We start from the raw sequence: 15,536 nt of genomic DNA, 5'->3' as shown, positions 1-15,536 counted from the left end.
CGATTAAATTTTCTCCGGTGCATCCAGTCCGATCAGAGCCAGACCGTTCTTCAGCGTGATGGTCACGCTCCGTACGAGCGCCAGACGCGCCCCGCGAACCGCTTCATCGTCCACCAAGATCGGGCACTCATGATAAAAGCGGTTGAAGCTCTGCGCCAAATCCACCAAGTAACGGCTGACGATGGACGGCTCCAGCTTGTGCATCGCCTGCTCCACCCGCTCCTTGAACAGGTACAGCTCGCGGACGACGCCTTGCGCTTCCGGATTGGTCAAATGCTCCGCCTTCACAGCCGCCGCATCCAACGCCGCGTGATCGACACCGGCTTTACGCAGCACGCTGCACGCTCTCGCATGGGTGTACTGCACGTACGGTCCGGTTTCACCCTCAAAGTTGAGCGCTTCCTCCCACGAGAACACGATATCCTTGATCCGGTTATTGCTCAGATCATTGAAAATGATCGCGCCAACGCCAACTTGACGAGCCACTTCATCCTTGTTCTCCATGTTCGGATTTTTCTCTTCGATAATTTCGCGCGTCTTCTCGATCGCTTTGCCCAGCAGCTCTTCCAGATGGATGACGTTGCCCTTACGAGTAGACAGCTTGGCGCCTTCCAAGGACACTTTACCAAACGGTACATGCTGGAGCTGCTTCGCCCAGTCGTAGCCCATCAGCTCGATGACCTTGAACCATTGATTAAAGTGCAAGCTTTGCCCCGCATCGGTCACGTACACCGCTTTTTCAAAATCATAGGTGTTCTTCCGGTAAATCGCCGCTGTAACGTCACGGGTGTGGTACAGCGTGCCGCCATCTTTTTTCACCATCAGGGCCGGAGGCATGTTGTAGTCGTCGAGGCGTACAAGCAGAGCGCCTTGGTCTTCCTCCAGCATCTGCTTCGCCTTCAGCTCGTCCAGCACCGCGGCCATTTTATCATTATAGAAGCTTTCCCCAGCATAGGAGTCAAACTTCACATTCAGCAAATCGTACATCTTGTGGAATTCCTTCAAGCTGATGTCCACGAACCAGCGCCACAGCTCATGCGCCTCGGCGTCGCCCTGCTCCAGCTTCACGAACCAAGCACGCGCTTCATCCTCGAGCTCCGGCTTCACATCCGACTCGTCGTGGAACTTTACGTAAATGCGCTGCAGCTCATCAATGCCTTCCGCTTCGATGGCGTCTTTATTGCCCCACAGCTTGTACGCTACGATCAGCTTGCCGAATTGCGTTCCCCAGTCACCCAGATGGTTGACTCCGACGCTTTTGTAGCCCAAGAATTCAAAAATTTTGTACAACGCATTCCCGATCACCGTCGAACGCAAATGTCCGATGTGGAACGTCTTCGCGATATTCGGCGACGAGAAGTCGATGACTACGCTGCGGCCTTGGCCGATCGTTTGCGAGCCGTAGCGGTCGCCCTTCGTGAGCACTTCGGTGACAATATCTGAAGCGAATTGCGCCGGATTTAAATAGACGTTAAAATACCCCGATACCGCGTCCACCCGCTCAATCGCGGAATGCCCTTGAAATTTGGACTTGAGCTCTTCTGCGATCGCTTGCGGCGCTTTGCGCAGCTGCTTGCTCAATTTGAAGCACGGCAGCGACAAGTCGCCCATCTGCGGATTCGGCGGATATTCGATCAGCTCCGCGATTGCGTCCATTTCTACGCCTTCTAGCTGCGTTGCCAGCTGCTCGGCCAGCCATAATTTATAATTCATTACCCTTTGAACCCCTTTCGTCCTTCGACTGCTCCCAAGTCCCCAGCCCAGCCTGCCACATGCAATAAAGCACCCCGGACGGGGTGCCCCTGATGTCAGCTAAAGCTTGAAATGCCAGTCATTACATACCTTCCATTATATCGGCCACGGAAAAACGAGTCAAGGCAGGCCCCATTAGGGAACTCCCTCCTCAAAGTGAGACCTTCTTCAACGCGCTTACAATATTTTTTGCATCAGAACAACATCCAGCAGCCGTCCGAATTTCGTTCCAACCTGACGCATCGTCCCTACCGTATCGAATCCGAACAAGCGGTGCAAATGAATGCTGTTGTCGTTGCCTTCCGTAATTCTCGACAGCACGGTATGCAGCCCCGCCGCCTTCCCTTCAGCCAGCATCCGCTCCAGCATCCTCTTGCCTAGTCCTTTGCCGCGATGGCCGTCCTTGATATATAGCGAAAGCTCCGCCGTTTGTGCATACGCCAGTCGATCCGAATAGCGGTTCACCGACGCCCAGCCGATCACATTCCCGTCCTGCTCGGCCACGATCACCGGATAAGCTTCGCCATGCTGCTCGAACCACTGCTCCTGCTGCTCCAGCGTACGTGGTACCGTATCGAACGTTGCAACGGAATTGAGCACCGCTTCATTATAAATATCCACAATGGAAGGAAGATCTTCTTTGACCGCGATCCGAATGTGAGGCTTGTCCATCTCTTGTGCACTCTCCCCAGGAAGTATGTTGTTGATATGTATGCTTCTCATCATAGCCCACAAATTTGATGAAATCAATGTAAAAAGCAGCCCTGCAGAGCATATAAAAAATCCCCTTCGCTACCGTAGGGGATGACTTGTACATATAGAATGCGGTCGAGAGGACTCGAACCTCCACGGCTGTTACACCACTAGAACCTGAATCTAGCGCGTCTGCCAATTCCGCCACGACCGCATGTTGGCGACTTCGTTATTATATACCCCCTATCGGAAAATGTAAAGAAAAAATAAACCCGGCAGCAAAGGCCGGGCAACTACATTTATACTCGGAACACCGAGACCGTACGGTTCATCATCTCAGCCAGCTCGGCAAGCGATTGCGAAGAGCTGGCGGTTTGTACGGAGGCCGCCGCAGATTCTTGGCTTGCGTCGGCGATCGTTTCTACCGAGTTCAGCACTTGCGAGGTTTGAGCTGCCTGCTCCTCGCTCGCCGCCGCAATATCGGTAATCCGCTTGGCCGATTGTTCAATCTTGGCGGCAATGCGGCTGAACGTTTCTCCCGTCTGCTGCGTCTTCACGACACTATCCGCCACGGACTGGACACTCTCCCGTGTGCTGGTCTGCATCTCTTTTATAATCGAAGTGATCTGCTTCGTTGCCTCCGTGCTGCGCTCCGCCAGCTTGCGCACTTCGTCGGCCACGACGGCGAAGCCGCGCCCCTGCTCGCCCGCTCTTGCCGCTTCAATCGCTGCGTTCAAGGCCAGCAAATTCGTCTGCTCCGCGATATCGTCGATCATAATGATGATTTCGCCGATTTGGTTCGAATCCTGCTCCAACCGCAGCATCTGCTGATTCACCAGATTCATGCCCTCGATCGAGCCAGCTACCGTGAGGGCGCCTTCTTTAGCGATCCGGACCGTCTCATCGGACAGCTCCGCCGCATCGCTCGCGCTGGCCGCCACCGAATTAATCACGATGTTGAGCTCCGTGAACAGTTCCTTCAAGTCCTTCGCGCTCTCGGACTGGCCCTCACTGCCGGCCGCGATTTCCTGCGTGCTGGCGGAAATTTGTTCCGAGGATGCCGCTACATTTTGCGCGGAGTACAGCACCTTCTCAATGACGCCGCGGAGACTGACGATCATCTGGTTGACGGCCTCCGACACTTGACCTAGCTCATCCTTCGAGCGTACCTCCAGTGGAGGAATGCTCAGATTGCCTTGAGCGATCTCCTTCACTGCGGCATTCACTTGTCCGAGCGGCTTGGTAATCATTCGCGTAAGTCCTAAGGCGATCCCAACACCTAGCAAGATGCCTGCGACGATGCATACGATGCTGATGGTCAGCCCAGAGGAAAATGCGCGATTCGCATCATGCCCGGATTGGATCGCCCCATCGTGATTCAGCTTGACCAGGAAATCCAGGTTAATTTGCATATCGTTAAATCGCTTAATATCGTCATTAAACAGCTGAGCGGCTTTGGCCGTTTCATTTTGCTGGCTGGCTTGAAGGGTCATGTCATTCCCGTTCACAAACACAGTCCATTTCCGCTTTAACTCGTCGAAATTTTTGCGGTCCTCCGGCAAGTAGATCGTCGCCTCGTAGTCGTCCAGCACCGTCTTGATTTTGGAGGCAGCGTCTTTGCGCTGTTTCTCGATCTCCGAGGCTTCCGCCCGGTCTTTGCTGTTCAAATGCCGTAAGGAAAGAGTTAAAATATGCTCCGTGATATAATTCAGCTCATTAATCGATTCCACGCCGGGCATCCAGCTTGTCGTAATCAGATTCGTTCGGTCATTCATGACCATCATCCGGTTAATACCCAGTCCGCCCACAATAGCCACGATCAAAATCATAAGTGAGAATCCAACAACCAATTTTTTGCCAACTGATACCATTACCCGATCCCCCCTTTATGTATTTCGCCCTACCCCTAACCTTGTCCTCGTCTGTCCCATTACTGCAAAAAGTTGATATCCTCCTTAAAAACCATATCAGCCGATTCTTGTCTAAACTTTAAATTTTGATACCAGATCCTGCAGCTCTTCCGCTAAGCTCAACAAGGTGCTGGATGTAGCTGTAATTTCTTCCATAGAAGCCAGCTGCTCCTCGGTTGCCGCCGAAATATTTTGCGTGCCCGATGCCGCTTCCTGTGAAAGAATCGTGATGTGATTGAGCGTATTCACGACTTCATCCGTGCTGGCCGCCATCTGTTCGGTCGCAGCGGAAACCTCCTCGATGCTTCCCGCCACTTGATCGATCGCTAGCATGATCTGCCCGAACGCTTCACCGGCTTTACGGATCTCCTGGCTACCTGCTTCGACTTCGTCCGACCCGGCCTTCATAGCGATGATCGCATGCTGGGTATCCGCTTGAATCGATTGGATCAGCTCAGCGATCTGCTCGGCCGATTGATTGGATTGATCCGCTAGCTTACGTACCTCCGAGGCCACCACCGCAAACCCTCGCCCCGCTTCTCCGGCACGCGCCGCTTCAATGGTCGCATTAAGCGCAAGCAAATTCGTCTGGGCAGCAAGCCCCGTAATGACCGTGACAATCTGCCCGATCTCCTGCGAGCGCATTCCCAGCCCACGGACCGACACATCCAAGCTGGCCACAGTGCTCTGAATGGAATTCATCCGTCCAATCGCCGTTTGTATAGACTCATTACCGGATTTGGCCTGCTTGGACGAATCCATCGCATTGACGGTGGCGTTCTGGGCATTGCCCGCGATTTCCAGGACCGCCTTGGCCATTTCATTCATCATGATCGTCCCGCTGGATACGCCAGCCGCCTGCTTCTCCGCTCCAGTTGCCGCTTCTTGACATGTTTCTGCAATGTGCTCCGATGCTGAGCTGGTTTGCATAGAGCTTTCTCTTAAAGTCAGCGACGATTCCGCTACTTGCTTGGCGTGCTGTGCGACCTCGCGAATCAACCGCTGCAGCTTGCCCATCATTTGATTGAACGAATCCGCTAAATCCCCGATTTCGTCATTCGACCGGACGGTAATGCGCCGCGTCAAATCCCCTTCCCCCTCGGCGATCTCTTTTAATTGCCGGTTCACAACTAAGATCGGTGCGGTAATGCGCCTTGCGAGCAGCAGAGCAAAGCCAATCCCGATCACAGTAGCCGCGACAATAATCCACATGTTCAGCGTTGACGCCAGCTTCTCCTTCGCCTCGGAGCTGTTCTCCAAAGCCTCGATGTCCGCTTGCAGCTGTCCGGTCACCTTGCGTAGAATTTGAATCGTATTGTCAAAAGGCACATTCGCATAGTCCTTCTGCGCCTTCTGTATATCGCCGCTGCGGTATTGCCTGAAAATGTCCTCGTTGCCCTTTTGATACTTGCTCCAATCGGCTTCAAAATCTGCAAACGTCTTCACTTGCTCCGGATCCAGCTGCATTTGCTTCACAGCCTCCGCTTCCTCCAGCATGCTCTTCAGCGCTGCTGAATACTTGTCAAAATATTTCGTTTGCTTGCCATCGCCTTCCAGCATGTAGTAAGAGCCATAATCGTCGACTCGGATCGCCGTTTCGCTTAACGATTGCAGATGGCTGAGAATATTGCGATGAAAGGCAATTTCACTGCTTAATTCGGTGCGCTGCTTTTGCAGAAACAGACTGACAAGAAAAGAAGCCGCAAACAGCAACACAATGGTCGAAATCCCGAGAATCAGTTTGGTCCGGATCGTCATTTTTTTCATCATAAGCTAGTCCTCCAGTCCTATATATGAAGATACTAGCAGTATAACGTGAAGATGTTAGAAAACAATAAGCCAAATATAAAGAAATCTAAAATCAATAAAAAAACAAAAAAAAGAGCCCGCACGCTGCCTGCCGCAAACGATTGGATCTCCTAAGCAAAGGTTATGAAGTTGGACTATCTCCGGTAAATTTGTAGCCGGCGCCCCACACGGTCTTAATATATTTATTTCCTGGGTCGAGCTTGTCCCGCAGGTTTTTGATGTGGACGGTTACTGTATTCAAATCTCCAAACTCCCAGTTGCCCCAGATGGCGTCATAAATCTGTTCTCTGGACAACACCCGCCCCCGGCTTTCAGCCAAATAGACGAGAATTTGAAATTCCTTCGTGGTCAGCAGTACCCGTTCCGCATTCTTATATACTTCAAACGTGTTTTTATTGATCAACAGGTGCTGGAACGACAAAATGCCGCTAGCGCTGCTTCGCCGCTGTGCACTGCGCTGCTCCCGGCGCAAATGTGCTTTAATCCGCGAGACCAGCTCGCCGATCATGAACGGCTTCGTGACGTAATCATCCGCTCCGATTTCCAGACCAATCACCTTATCCAGCTCGCGATCCTTCCCGCTCAGCAGCACGATCGGACCTTCGAACTGCGCACGAATTTGGCGGCACACCTCGAGTCCGTCGATCTCCGGCATCACAATATCCAAGATGAGCAGCGTATACTCGGCATGATTCCGCATCAGCACGAGCGCTTCTTTCCCACTGTGGCAGACGGTGATTTGATAACCTTCCGACTTTAAGCTGTGCGCAATTAGCTGGGCAATGTCCGGATCATCGTCAACGATTAAAATGTGAATGAGATTGTTCATAGCAACCATTCCCGTAATCTTGTAGTTATACTATTTAGTTTCGACAAAATGCGAAAATTTCCTTCTTTTGTCCAGAAGAGAAGGCCATAAAAAAACAAGGGCCTCAACCTATTCGGTTGAAACCCCTGTCTGTCTTGATCGATGCGCTCGAGAGGACTCGAACCTCCACGGCTGTTACCCCACTAGAACCTGAATCTAGCGCGTCTGCCAATTCCGCCACGAACGCAAATCTGAAGTCTCTTAATGAGACAAGAAATAATATATCATCTCTTAAGCATGAAGTCAAACCTTTTTTCATCTCACCAAACCGTAAATGAGCCAAATGATCAGGGCCCACAATGGAAGCGTAAACAATACCCCAAAGACCGTCCCCTTCAAAGCAGAGCCTTCCTTCATCGGACATCAAGCTCCTCTCTTACGCACCTGAGTAACAACCATTGTATGCGGATACAAGCTGCGCTATGACGGATCCTTGCAAGGAGTCATCCTTTGGTAGCCTTGACCATATACTGTTGGCAACGAGGAGGTGTCTCACATGATTCTGCTGCAAATTATTGGGGGGGCGCTCTTGGCGCTGCTGCTTTGGACGCTGCTCAAGCTTACGGTCAAAGCATTCTTCTGGGTGATTGGACTGGCGGTCATTATCGCTTTCGTATTCCCGGGCATGCTGCTCCTACTCGGCGGGCTTGTCTTCGTGCTCGTCAGCTTGCTGGCGACGTTCGGCCTCTTGATGCTGATCTCGGCCTTTTGGCGCGATTAAGCTTGCCTGCTCAGCCTTCAGCCCTCTCTAAAAGCCTCTAATGCCTGCCTGGCCCAAGCGCTGAGCTCATCTACGGACGATTGCTTCGGAGCGTCAAACAGATGCGTGGCTTGACCGGGCTTTTTGGCATCGAGCATAATCACATCGCCCTCTACCCCATCCGGCAAACGCTTTAGCCGTAGAACATAATTTTTTTCCAGCATCACATAATTCTCCTGCTCCTGAGCAGCTTGCTTGGACTTCACTTCGAATCTCTCCCTCGACGGCCTAAAATGGCTTCATTCGTTAAGCTTTCCCTACTTTGTGGAGTTCATCCGTGTTCATGCGGGCAAAATAAGCGGCGGCTGACCTCGTCGTCGCTACGTATACCGTACGTCCGATCGCATAGCCTAGCTGCGTTGCTGTCCCGGCATAGCGGAACGCGGTACCGCGCTGGGTCGCAGCCATTAGCACCGCATCCGTCGTTGTTCCTGTGGCATGAGGCTCTCCCTCGGCCAAGGTCACGTTCAAATCCTGCAGCGCGGCCGTTTTGGCCTCCGTCGCCGTGATGACAGCATTCACGAACGCCGCATCGGTCAGCTGACCGTCGATCACAAGAATCGTGTTGATGGTCCCCGGATACAGCTTGGCGATCTCCTGCGTTTTCCCTGCCCGCGCTTTATTGCTCAGCCCCGCTGTAACCCAGCAGCATACGCGGGTGCCATCCTCCAAACGGAGCTCCTCAAAAGCGCGATCCTGCAAAAACGCCGAGGTTAGGAGCGCAGCCGTCTCATCCGGTGAAATCTCGTGCGCAGCCATAAAGGCATGCATTTCGGCCAGCGGGTCGTCCGACATGTACCGCTTGTCCACCTGCCGATTCATGAGCAGCCGGTGCATGCCAAAGCCCTCGCCCCACATGGAGGAGTTCAAGGTGCGAAGCGGCCGCTCGGATCGAATCAAGAAGTAGCTTTGCCACCCCTGATCAATAAGCTGCTCGCTCAAGCCGTCAATCATTCCTCCTCCTCAAGCCATAGCTGCGTTCTTGGCTCCTCATAAGGCTCATATAGATAGCTGCGGTCCAGCTTGACGACCCGTCTGCTGCGCTTGCGAATCATGACCGTCTGGTCATCCCAGGCTACGACATAGCCCCGTACATCATTGGCGCGGTCTGCATCCCGAACAACCCGCAGGAACGTCCCATCAATGCGATATTGATCCAGCTGCTCATCCGTAATCATGCTGCTCTGCCTCCCTTACCTTTTTCCAGTCATCTCTTGCTACAACTATACCTTATTTGAAGGCTACAATAAACCAAGCGGCGTACAAAAAAGAGCCCGGTCCGGTCATCGCTGACGGAGCAGGCTCATCTCGATCTATGCAGACAATTAACCGACGTGCTCTTTGGAGTCGTTCGTTTCAAACCAATAGTCAAGCACCTTGCTGGACATAACCCGCTTCTGAATGTACTCTGCCTGCTGATGTGAAAACTGCTCCTGCCAGCTGATCTCCAGCTCATTGCAAAGCTTTACGATCGTAAGCAGCTCGGACCAAGCTACATATCTCTTGTACCAGAAAAATTGAGGATGCTCAATCATATAGGGATACAGATCGTCAAACTCTGTATGCTTACAATCAAGGGCACGTTCAAAGTGAACTTTAGCCTCGTTCAGTTTGGTTACGAAAAAATCTGCCGGAATTTCTTTCCCCATAGCAGCGCACCTCCTCATGAATTACACCGAAGCAGCTTTTCTGCCGCGCGTGTTCCTTATCCCATGGGTCCATTATAAAGGAAAACGCCAACCTAGGGAAGGATGCAAATCTTGCTATTCAAACTCGATTTGACCGTTTGCCAGCGAGGCAATCTTAACAAGCGATTCCACCCGGATGCCCGCTTCGCGAATGGTTCGGCCGCCCGCTTGGAACGACTTTTCTACCGCAATGCCGAGCCCGAGCAGGGTGGCACCAGAACGGCGAATGATCCGGATCAGCCCTCTGGCTGCATCTCCATTAGCAATAAAATCGTCGATCAGCACGACGCGGTCCGTCTCGTTCAAAAATTCTTTGGACACCATAATATCGGTAACGATTCCTTTGGTAAACGACGGCACGCGCTCACTGTAAGTATCCGTGTCCATATTCAGCGTTTTTTTCCGGCGGGCGAAAACCATCGGCACGTTCAGCTCCTGCGCTACCGCGAATGCGATGGGAATACCGGACGATTCGATCGTCAAAACTTTCGTAACCCGTTCTTCCCGGTACAGGCGTGCAAATTCCTTCCCCATCGCCGTTGTCAGCGCCGGATCTACGGCATGATTCAAGATGGCATCCAGCTTAATGACCTCGCCCGAAACTACCGTGCCAATCTCTCTTATTCTTTGCTTCAACAGTTCCATCGCTTCCACGCCTTTCCCCTATTCGAAAAACCTTTTTCCGTAAACTTATCATATCGTTGAAGCAGGTTTCAAGTACCATATTTTAAGGATTTCCAAAAAATTCCGCAACTTTATTCCGTTTTATCCGTCTAAATAACTATAGGGAAGATAAGAGCGTGAAACTAGGCCTCCCGGAATGAAAACAAGCTTATGAAAATGATAACGAGTTATTTTCATAAAATTTGCGTGGATTTGGTCATTTTTGGTCTTTGAAGAAGCGGCAGCCTTCCATGTATGATAAGTAGTGCTATAAGTATTGAACGGAAAGGAAGTTAATGATGAACAGAAGGAGAAGCTTCATTGGTTTCTTGTCCGTTGCTGTGGTCGTGATGATTTTCACCGCAGGGTGTCAACATAAACAAGCGGGGCCTGTCGAGCCCGTCAAGACCCAACTGCCGGAGACGGCTGTGGTCCAACCGACACCTCAGACAGCAGTGAAGCCGGTCGAGAGCACGGTTCCTGCTCCGGTGACACCGCCGGGACCTCAGAACGATAAAGTGGCGCTCGCCAGCAGCGACTCCGCGGTCAAAGCCCCGGATGCCCCCAGCGGCAGCGATCCGAAGCGAAGCACAGGCGCCAAGCCGAAGCTGGAGATTTCAGCGCCATACACGCAAGCGAAGCCGACGCTGCTCGGGCTGACGCTGAAGACGGACTTAAGCGAGATCAAAGCGAAGCTGGGAGAGCCCAAAGACACCTTCGTGATGGATGATGATGCGGATCCCATTACGGTATACAATTACTCAGACTTTCAGGTCGGCTTCAACAAGCAAAATCAGCTGCAATTCGTAGATGTACGGAGCCATGACATCGACCCTGGATTGAACGGCTTGAAGCTAGGCGACCCGGTAGCGGACGTCACCAAGGCGCTGGGCAAGCCGGACGGCAACACGAGCCTCGTGCTTACATACAAAGCATCTGGGGCCCTGCTCAAGCTCGACATCGATCCCAAGACGCAAAAAGTCAACTCCATTAAGCTGTTTGCGGAGTAAGCCAAAAACCTCGTTTCCATTCGGATCGAGGTTTTTTTATTTCGCTTTATTTGCTAGATGCTGCAGGAACGGCGGCGTTTGCGGTACCGCCAGTACCCATACAGTACAATGGCGACAATGACAGCAAGGATCGAAACGCTAAGCCCCATGTAATGATGCACCATCTCCATGATCGCCGGCGCATTCACACCGATCACATGACCGAGCGTAAGGAACGTCGCCGCCCACACCAGCGCCCCGCTGCCCGCATAAAGCAAGTACCGCCAGAAGCTCACATTGCTAACTCCTGCGAGATAGCAGGTAAAGTGACGGATTCCAGGGACATAGTAGCCGAAGGCGACAGTCCATAAGCCGTATTTTTTAAACCAGCCTTCCGCTATCGCTAGGCGCTCCGGTGTCAGCTTCACCCATTTTCCGAACTTGTACAGGAAGGGCTTGCCTACTTTTTTGCCTAAAAAATAACTAACCAGCATGCCGGTCATCGCCCCGCCGAAGCTGACAAGAAAGGATGTGCAAAAGCTTAGCAGCGGGTTCTCGCCCACAGTTAGCGAGCCTACGGTGGTCATCAAAATTTCATCCGGCACCGGCAATCCGACAATGCCCAGCGCCAGCAGACCGTAAAGTGCGATATAGCCATATTGATCAATGAGCTCAAGAAGTTGCTCCACTGCGACACGCTCCAGCGAAATATTTGCGATAGGATATTGGTCATAGGACCAGATAAAAAAACAAACGCCATCTCATTGTATCAGAATTCCTGCGCACAAAAAAGGCATGACGCTTGGACAATTTTCATACGTTGTACAGAACCACCCTAAAATACCGGTCATTATGGATATATAAGGAAGGGGACGCGCTGGCACATGATTAAAAAATGGGGCAGCATTCTGCAGGTCAGCTTCACATACGTCGGCACGGTCGTCGGCGCCGGTTTTGCTACGGGACAAGAAATCCTGCAGTTTTTTACCCGCTATGGGGCGCTGGCCACCTTTACGATCGGCGCAGCGACCGTTCTGTTCGTTTGGCTCGGCGTGAAGCTAATGCTGATCGCCAGCCGCCTCGATGCGAAATCCTACGAGGATTTGAACAACCTGCTGTTCGGCAAGCGAATCGGCAGCTGGGTCAGCTTGTTTACGCTCGTCACCCTGTTTGGCGTCTCGACAGTGATGCTGGCCGGAGGCGGATCGGTGTTCGCCGAGCAGCTCCATGTCCCCTATCAGGCGGGACTATTGATTACCTTGATCCTCGCTTATATGCTGCTGAATCGAGGCATGGACGCCATTCTGGCCGTCAATACGATTGTAGTCCCCTTAATGGCGTTGTTCAGCATACTCATCGTCTGGCATACCTGGGGATCTCCCGGCGCAGATAATTGGCTGCAGCTGAAATCGGATCAATCCATAGCGCGCATCTGGTTCTCCCCGTTTCTTTATGCCGCATTCAATCTCGCAATGGCACAGGCGGTGCTCGTTCCGCTTGGGGCTCAAGTCAAGGATCGCACGGTACTAATCTGGGGCGGGGTGATCGGCGGGTTATGCATCGGCATCATGCTGATTGCCGGCCATTTTGCCCTATCCGCTCAAATGCCGGGCATCGACCAATTCGATATCCCCATGGCCCACGTCCTGCGCCGGATCGGCACGCTGCTTCAGTTCTTGTTCGTGCTGGTGATCTACGGCGAAATTTTCACCACGCTGCTTGCTGACGTCTACGGGCTGGCCCTGCAAATCGAGCAGCGGCTCCGAATGAGCTACCGCATTATCGTACCGATTCTGCTGCTTCTGAGCTATGCGATCAGCCAATTTGGCTTCAAAACGCTGATCTCTTCCCTCTATCCGTTATTCGGCTTGTTCAGCCTGGCTTGGCTCGTGCTGATGGTTTGGCATCGAAGCGGCTCCGGCCGCTCGCCCCATTGAGACGGTTACCGCAAGCCGCAGCGCCATCATGACCATTCCGGCGAACGTGAAGATAAAGCCGCACAGCAAGTAGCCGTAATGGTAAGGCGGATACGACTCCGAATCGCGCAGCACGGCGATCAGATCGGTGAATAAGAATAAGCTGCCGATCATAAATAAAGCGAACAGCGCATAGTCGAAAAACGTCCACCGAAGCAGCGTGGAAGCTTCAGGCTTGCGCTGTGAATACAAAGACCAGGCAAATAAAACCGCCGACGCGGTTACTGCCAGTCCGATCAAGCCGCCGAGTATGGCAAGCAGTGTCATCATAAGAAGCACCTCATAAAGTTAAGAAATTAATGGAACCGGGCAAGCCAGTAGACCATCCAAACGAAGAGCAGAAACAAAACGGCCGGAGTCCCCCAAGCGAGGATCTGCAGCACCCTCCCTGATAGGAATGGCGCCTCCTTCCAAATCGTCGTCTCATTCCACTGCTGAGCCGCCGAAATCGGTCCCGCCGGCTGCTCCTGCGTAGAAATCGCACTTCCTGTCTCTTGCCTGTCGGCCGTGCCGTCGGTGTTGTCCCGGCTGGAGACGATTTTGCCCCGCTTCCAACCGACCTGATATGTAATTTCGCGTGGTGTGCGCTGTTCAGGCTCCACAGGCGGTCCCCCCTAATCAGATCTATCTCTTTTTGCTGTGTATACGCTTGTAATATCTTTATAGTATTCGATATACTCTAAAAAAAGCAATGGAAGAATCCATCCTCCAGGAGGTGTGCACATGCGTAAGGTCGCAGTCATAACCGCCGGCGCACAAGGCATCGGCAAAGCAATTGCGCTGGAATTTGCGAGAGCGGGCTACGAGATATCGGTAGCGGATACGGATAAAGAGGCGGGTGCCGAGCTCATGCAAGACATTCGGAGCATGGGCGGCAAAGCGATGTTTTTGCCCGTCAATATCGGTAAAGCGGAGGAAGCGGAGCGCTGGTTCAAGCTTACCCTCTCCGAGCTGGGACGGGTGGATGTGCTCGTCAACAACGCCGGGATCGGACGCGGCGGCTCCATGCTGGAGCTGCCCTTGGAGAAGTTCGACGAGGTGATCAACGTCAATCTGCGCGCCGCCTTCGTCTGCTCCCAGCTTGCTGCCAGGGAGATGAAGAAACAAGGCGGCGGGGTCATTTTGAATATCGCGTCGACGCGCGCACTGATGTCGGAGGCCGACACGGAGGCGTATTCCGCCTCGAAGGGAGGGCTGCTCGCGCTCACCCATGCGATGGCTGTTAGCCTAGGACAATACGGGATCCGCGTGAACGCCGTCAGTCCGGGCTGGATCGAGACGCGAGACTGGCAGAAAGCGTCCAAGAGGCAGACGCCGGTCCACTCGGAGCGCGATCGCTTGCAGCATCCGGCCGGCCGGGTCGGGACGCCGCTTGATATTGCAGCCGCGTGTCTTTACTTGGCCGGAGGACAAGCCGGCTTCATCACCGGGCAAAACCTGGTGATCGACGGGGGAATGAGCGTCAAAATGATTTACGAGGAGTAAAAATAACCGACAGCAAGGGGACTTCATCATGTGGTTTGTATATGCTGCGGCAGCCGCCGTGTGCTTCGGGCTGAGGGGGATTTTGTATCAATGGACCTCACAGCGGCCGCTTCAGCGGAATGTGCTGCTGTTCGGCGTTTATTTGTCGGGCATACTGATCGCCCTGGCGGTCAATCTCGCCGTAAGCCAGCCTTGGAGTAAGCCGGTATGGATCGGCACGCTCATGGGTCTGTTTTCCTTTACGTCCAACGCTGCGATGTATAAGGGCTTTTCGGTCGGTAAAGCGTCCCTCATCGCCATCTTTACGGCGCTTCCGCCTGTGGTCGTCGTGCTGATGGCTTACCTGATCTGGGGTGAGAAGCTGAATGTATGGCAAATGGCTGCGTTTGCCGTCATCCTCACCGGCGTGCTGATGATCCGCTATGCAGGAGACTTGTCGCTCAAGCATTTGCAGGGCGCTGGATGGGGCGTGGTGGCGATGCTCTTCTTCGGCCTGACCGACCTGTCCTCCAAAGCGTCGACGCTTCACGGCGCCGAGCCGCTTCCAACGCTTGTTGTAATGTACGCTACGGGCACCCTCTGTTTCGGCTTCTCTTGGATGATCGATGCCAGACAGGCGCGGCGCGTTCGTGCAGCTATTGGACAGGGCGTTCAGGAGATGGCGGCAGCCTCGGAAAGCGGCTCAAAGCGCTGGCCGGTCGGCAAAACCTTGCTATGGGGCATGGTCGTCGGCGTGACCAACATTAGCGGGATGATGTTTATATTGCCCGCTTTCAAGCTGGGTGTCACCGGACTCGTGTCCGCGATGATCGCCATGAACGTTGTTATTGTACTTCTCTATGCCCGATTCGGGCTGAAAGAAAAAATGAGCCGCCTCGAAGTGGGCGGCCTCATCTGTGCGCTGATCGGTATTCTGGTGCTTAAGCTGGCTGGCTAATGACAT

Annotated in this window: 18 protein-coding genes and 2 tRNA genes; 5 read left to right on the top strand and 15 right to left on the bottom strand. The window is 53.1% G+C overall.

What is annotated here, in order from left to right:
• Positions 1–3: 3 nt before the first annotated feature.
• From argS to FPZ49_RS19690, 7 genes are all read right to left on the bottom strand, one after another.
• Complete coding sequence (argS, locus tag FPZ49_RS19720; protein WP_144850096.1) at positions 4–1,713, bottom strand: arginine--tRNA ligase; 1,710 nt, start codon at positions 1,711–1,713, stop codon at positions 4–6.
• Between the two features lie 216 nt (positions 1,714–1,929).
• Positions 1,930–2,424 carry a GNAT family N-acetyltransferase gene (locus tag FPZ49_RS19715; protein ID WP_144850094.1) on the bottom strand — a complete coding sequence of 165 codons (495 nt, stop codon included), beginning with the start codon at positions 2,422–2,424 and terminating at the stop codon, positions 1,930–1,932.
• Positions 2,425–2,575: 151 nt separating this feature from the next.
• Positions 2,576–2,659, bottom strand: a tRNA-Leu gene (locus FPZ49_RS19710).
• Between the two features lie 85 nt (positions 2,660–2,744).
• Complete coding sequence (locus FPZ49_RS19705) at positions 2,745–4,316, bottom strand: methyl-accepting chemotaxis protein (RefSeq protein ID WP_144850092.1); 1,572 nt, start codon at positions 4,314–4,316, stop codon at positions 2,745–2,747.
• Between the two features lie 111 nt (positions 4,317–4,427).
• Entirely contained in the window at positions 4,428–6,125 is a 1,698-nt protein-coding gene (locus FPZ49_RS19700) for a methyl-accepting chemotaxis protein (protein ID WP_144850091.1), read from the bottom strand.
• Positions 6,126–6,285: 160 nt separating this feature from the next.
• The gene (locus FPZ49_RS19695) at positions 6,286–6,993 is read right to left on the bottom strand and encodes a response regulator transcription factor (RefSeq protein WP_144850089.1); all 708 of its coding nucleotides are present in this window, start codon (positions 6,991–6,993) and stop codon (positions 6,286–6,288) included.
• A gap of 142 nt (positions 6,994–7,135) precedes the next feature.
• Positions 7,136–7,219 (bottom strand) — tRNA-Leu (locus tag FPZ49_RS19690).
• A gap of 309 nt (positions 7,220–7,528) precedes the next feature.
• Here FPZ49_RS19690 and FPZ49_RS19685 point away from each other — a divergent pair.
• The gene (locus FPZ49_RS19685) at positions 7,529–7,753 is read left to right on the top strand and encodes a hypothetical protein (RefSeq protein WP_144850087.1); all 225 of its coding nucleotides are present in this window, start codon (positions 7,529–7,531) and stop codon (positions 7,751–7,753) included.
• A gap of 17 nt (positions 7,754–7,770) precedes the next feature.
• On the opposite strand, the gene FPZ49_RS19680 is transcribed toward FPZ49_RS19685, so the two are convergent.
• The 5 genes from FPZ49_RS19680 to FPZ49_RS19660 form a co-directional block, all read right to left on the bottom strand.
• The gene (locus FPZ49_RS19680) at positions 7,771–7,998 is read right to left on the bottom strand and encodes a hypothetical protein (protein ID WP_144850085.1); all 228 of its coding nucleotides are present in this window, start codon (positions 7,996–7,998) and stop codon (positions 7,771–7,773) included.
• A 40-nt stretch (positions 7,999–8,038) separates the two neighbouring features.
• A complete protein-coding gene (locus tag FPZ49_RS19675; protein ID WP_144850083.1) occupies positions 8,039–8,746 on the bottom strand; it encodes an adenosylcobinamide amidohydrolase in 708 nt (235 codons plus the stop codon).
• Positions 8,743–8,970 (bottom strand): hypothetical protein, encoded by a 228-nt coding sequence (locus tag FPZ49_RS19670; protein WP_144850081.1) that lies wholly within the window; start codon positions 8,968–8,970, stop codon positions 8,743–8,745. Before FPZ49_RS19670 ends, FPZ49_RS19675 begins: the two co-directional genes overlap by 4 nt.
• 147 nt (positions 8,971–9,117) lie before the next feature.
• Positions 9,118–9,441, bottom strand: coding sequence for a hypothetical protein (locus FPZ49_RS19665; RefSeq protein WP_144850079.1), 324 nt, complete (start codon positions 9,439–9,441; stop codon positions 9,118–9,120).
• 114 nt (positions 9,442–9,555) lie between these two features.
• Positions 9,556–10,125, bottom strand: a complete 570-nt coding sequence (locus FPZ49_RS19660; protein WP_144850138.1) for a xanthine phosphoribosyltransferase — start codon at positions 10,123–10,125, stop codon at positions 9,556–9,558.
• A 317-nt stretch (positions 10,126–10,442) separates the two neighbouring features.
• Here FPZ49_RS19660 and FPZ49_RS19655 point away from each other — a divergent pair, with 317 nt between their 5' ends.
• Entirely contained in the window at positions 10,443–11,153 is a 711-nt protein-coding gene (locus FPZ49_RS19655; RefSeq protein ID WP_144850136.1) for a DUF4309 domain-containing protein, read from the top strand.
• A gap of 53 nt (positions 11,154–11,206) precedes the next feature.
• On the opposite strand, the gene FPZ49_RS19650 is transcribed toward FPZ49_RS19655, so the two are convergent.
• The gene (locus FPZ49_RS19650) at positions 11,207–11,821 is read right to left on the bottom strand and encodes a DedA family protein (RefSeq protein ID WP_144850077.1); all 615 of its coding nucleotides are present in this window, start codon (positions 11,819–11,821) and stop codon (positions 11,207–11,209) included.
• 198 nt (positions 11,822–12,019) lie between these two features.
• On the opposite strand from FPZ49_RS19650, the gene FPZ49_RS19645 reads away from it, so the two are divergent.
• Positions 12,020–13,069 (top strand): YkvI family membrane protein, encoded by a 1,050-nt coding sequence (locus FPZ49_RS19645; RefSeq protein WP_144850134.1) that lies wholly within the window; start codon positions 12,020–12,022, stop codon positions 13,067–13,069.
• Here FPZ49_RS19645 and FPZ49_RS19640 read toward each other — a convergent pair.
• Together FPZ49_RS19640 and FPZ49_RS19635 are read right to left on the bottom strand one after the other, a co-directional pair.
• Positions 12,992–13,378, bottom strand: coding sequence for a hypothetical protein (locus tag FPZ49_RS19640; RefSeq protein WP_144850075.1), 387 nt, complete (start codon positions 13,376–13,378; stop codon positions 12,992–12,994). The two genes, FPZ49_RS19645 and FPZ49_RS19640, sit on opposite strands and share 78 nt — an antisense overlap.
• A 26-nt stretch (positions 13,379–13,404) precedes the next feature.
• Positions 13,405–13,710 carry a hypothetical protein gene (locus FPZ49_RS19635; protein ID WP_144850073.1) on the bottom strand — a complete coding sequence of 102 codons (306 nt, stop codon included), beginning with the start codon at positions 13,708–13,710 and terminating at the stop codon, positions 13,405–13,407.
• Positions 13,711–13,831: 121 nt separating this feature from the next.
• Between FPZ49_RS19635 and FPZ49_RS19630 the strand changes: the two genes are divergently transcribed.
• Positions 13,832–14,593 carry a glucose 1-dehydrogenase gene (locus FPZ49_RS19630; RefSeq protein ID WP_144850071.1) on the top strand — a complete coding sequence of 254 codons (762 nt, stop codon included), beginning with the start codon at positions 13,832–13,834 and terminating at the stop codon, positions 14,591–14,593.
• A 28-nt stretch (positions 14,594–14,621) separates the two neighbouring features.
• Positions 14,622–15,530 carry a DMT family transporter gene (locus FPZ49_RS19625; RefSeq protein ID WP_144850069.1) on the top strand — a complete coding sequence of 303 codons (909 nt, stop codon included), beginning with the start codon at positions 14,622–14,624 and terminating at the stop codon, positions 15,528–15,530.
• Positions 15,531–15,536 lie beyond the last annotated feature (6 nt).

This window comes from Paenibacillus cremeus (assembly GCF_007786445.1).
In the GTDB taxonomy this organism is placed as follows: domain Bacteria; phylum Bacillota; class Bacilli; order Paenibacillales; family NBRC-103111; genus Paenibacillus_G; species Paenibacillus_G cremeus.
The sequence above is the reverse complement of the archived record's forward strand: the minus strand, read 5'-3'. Positions and strand labels throughout refer to the sequence as shown.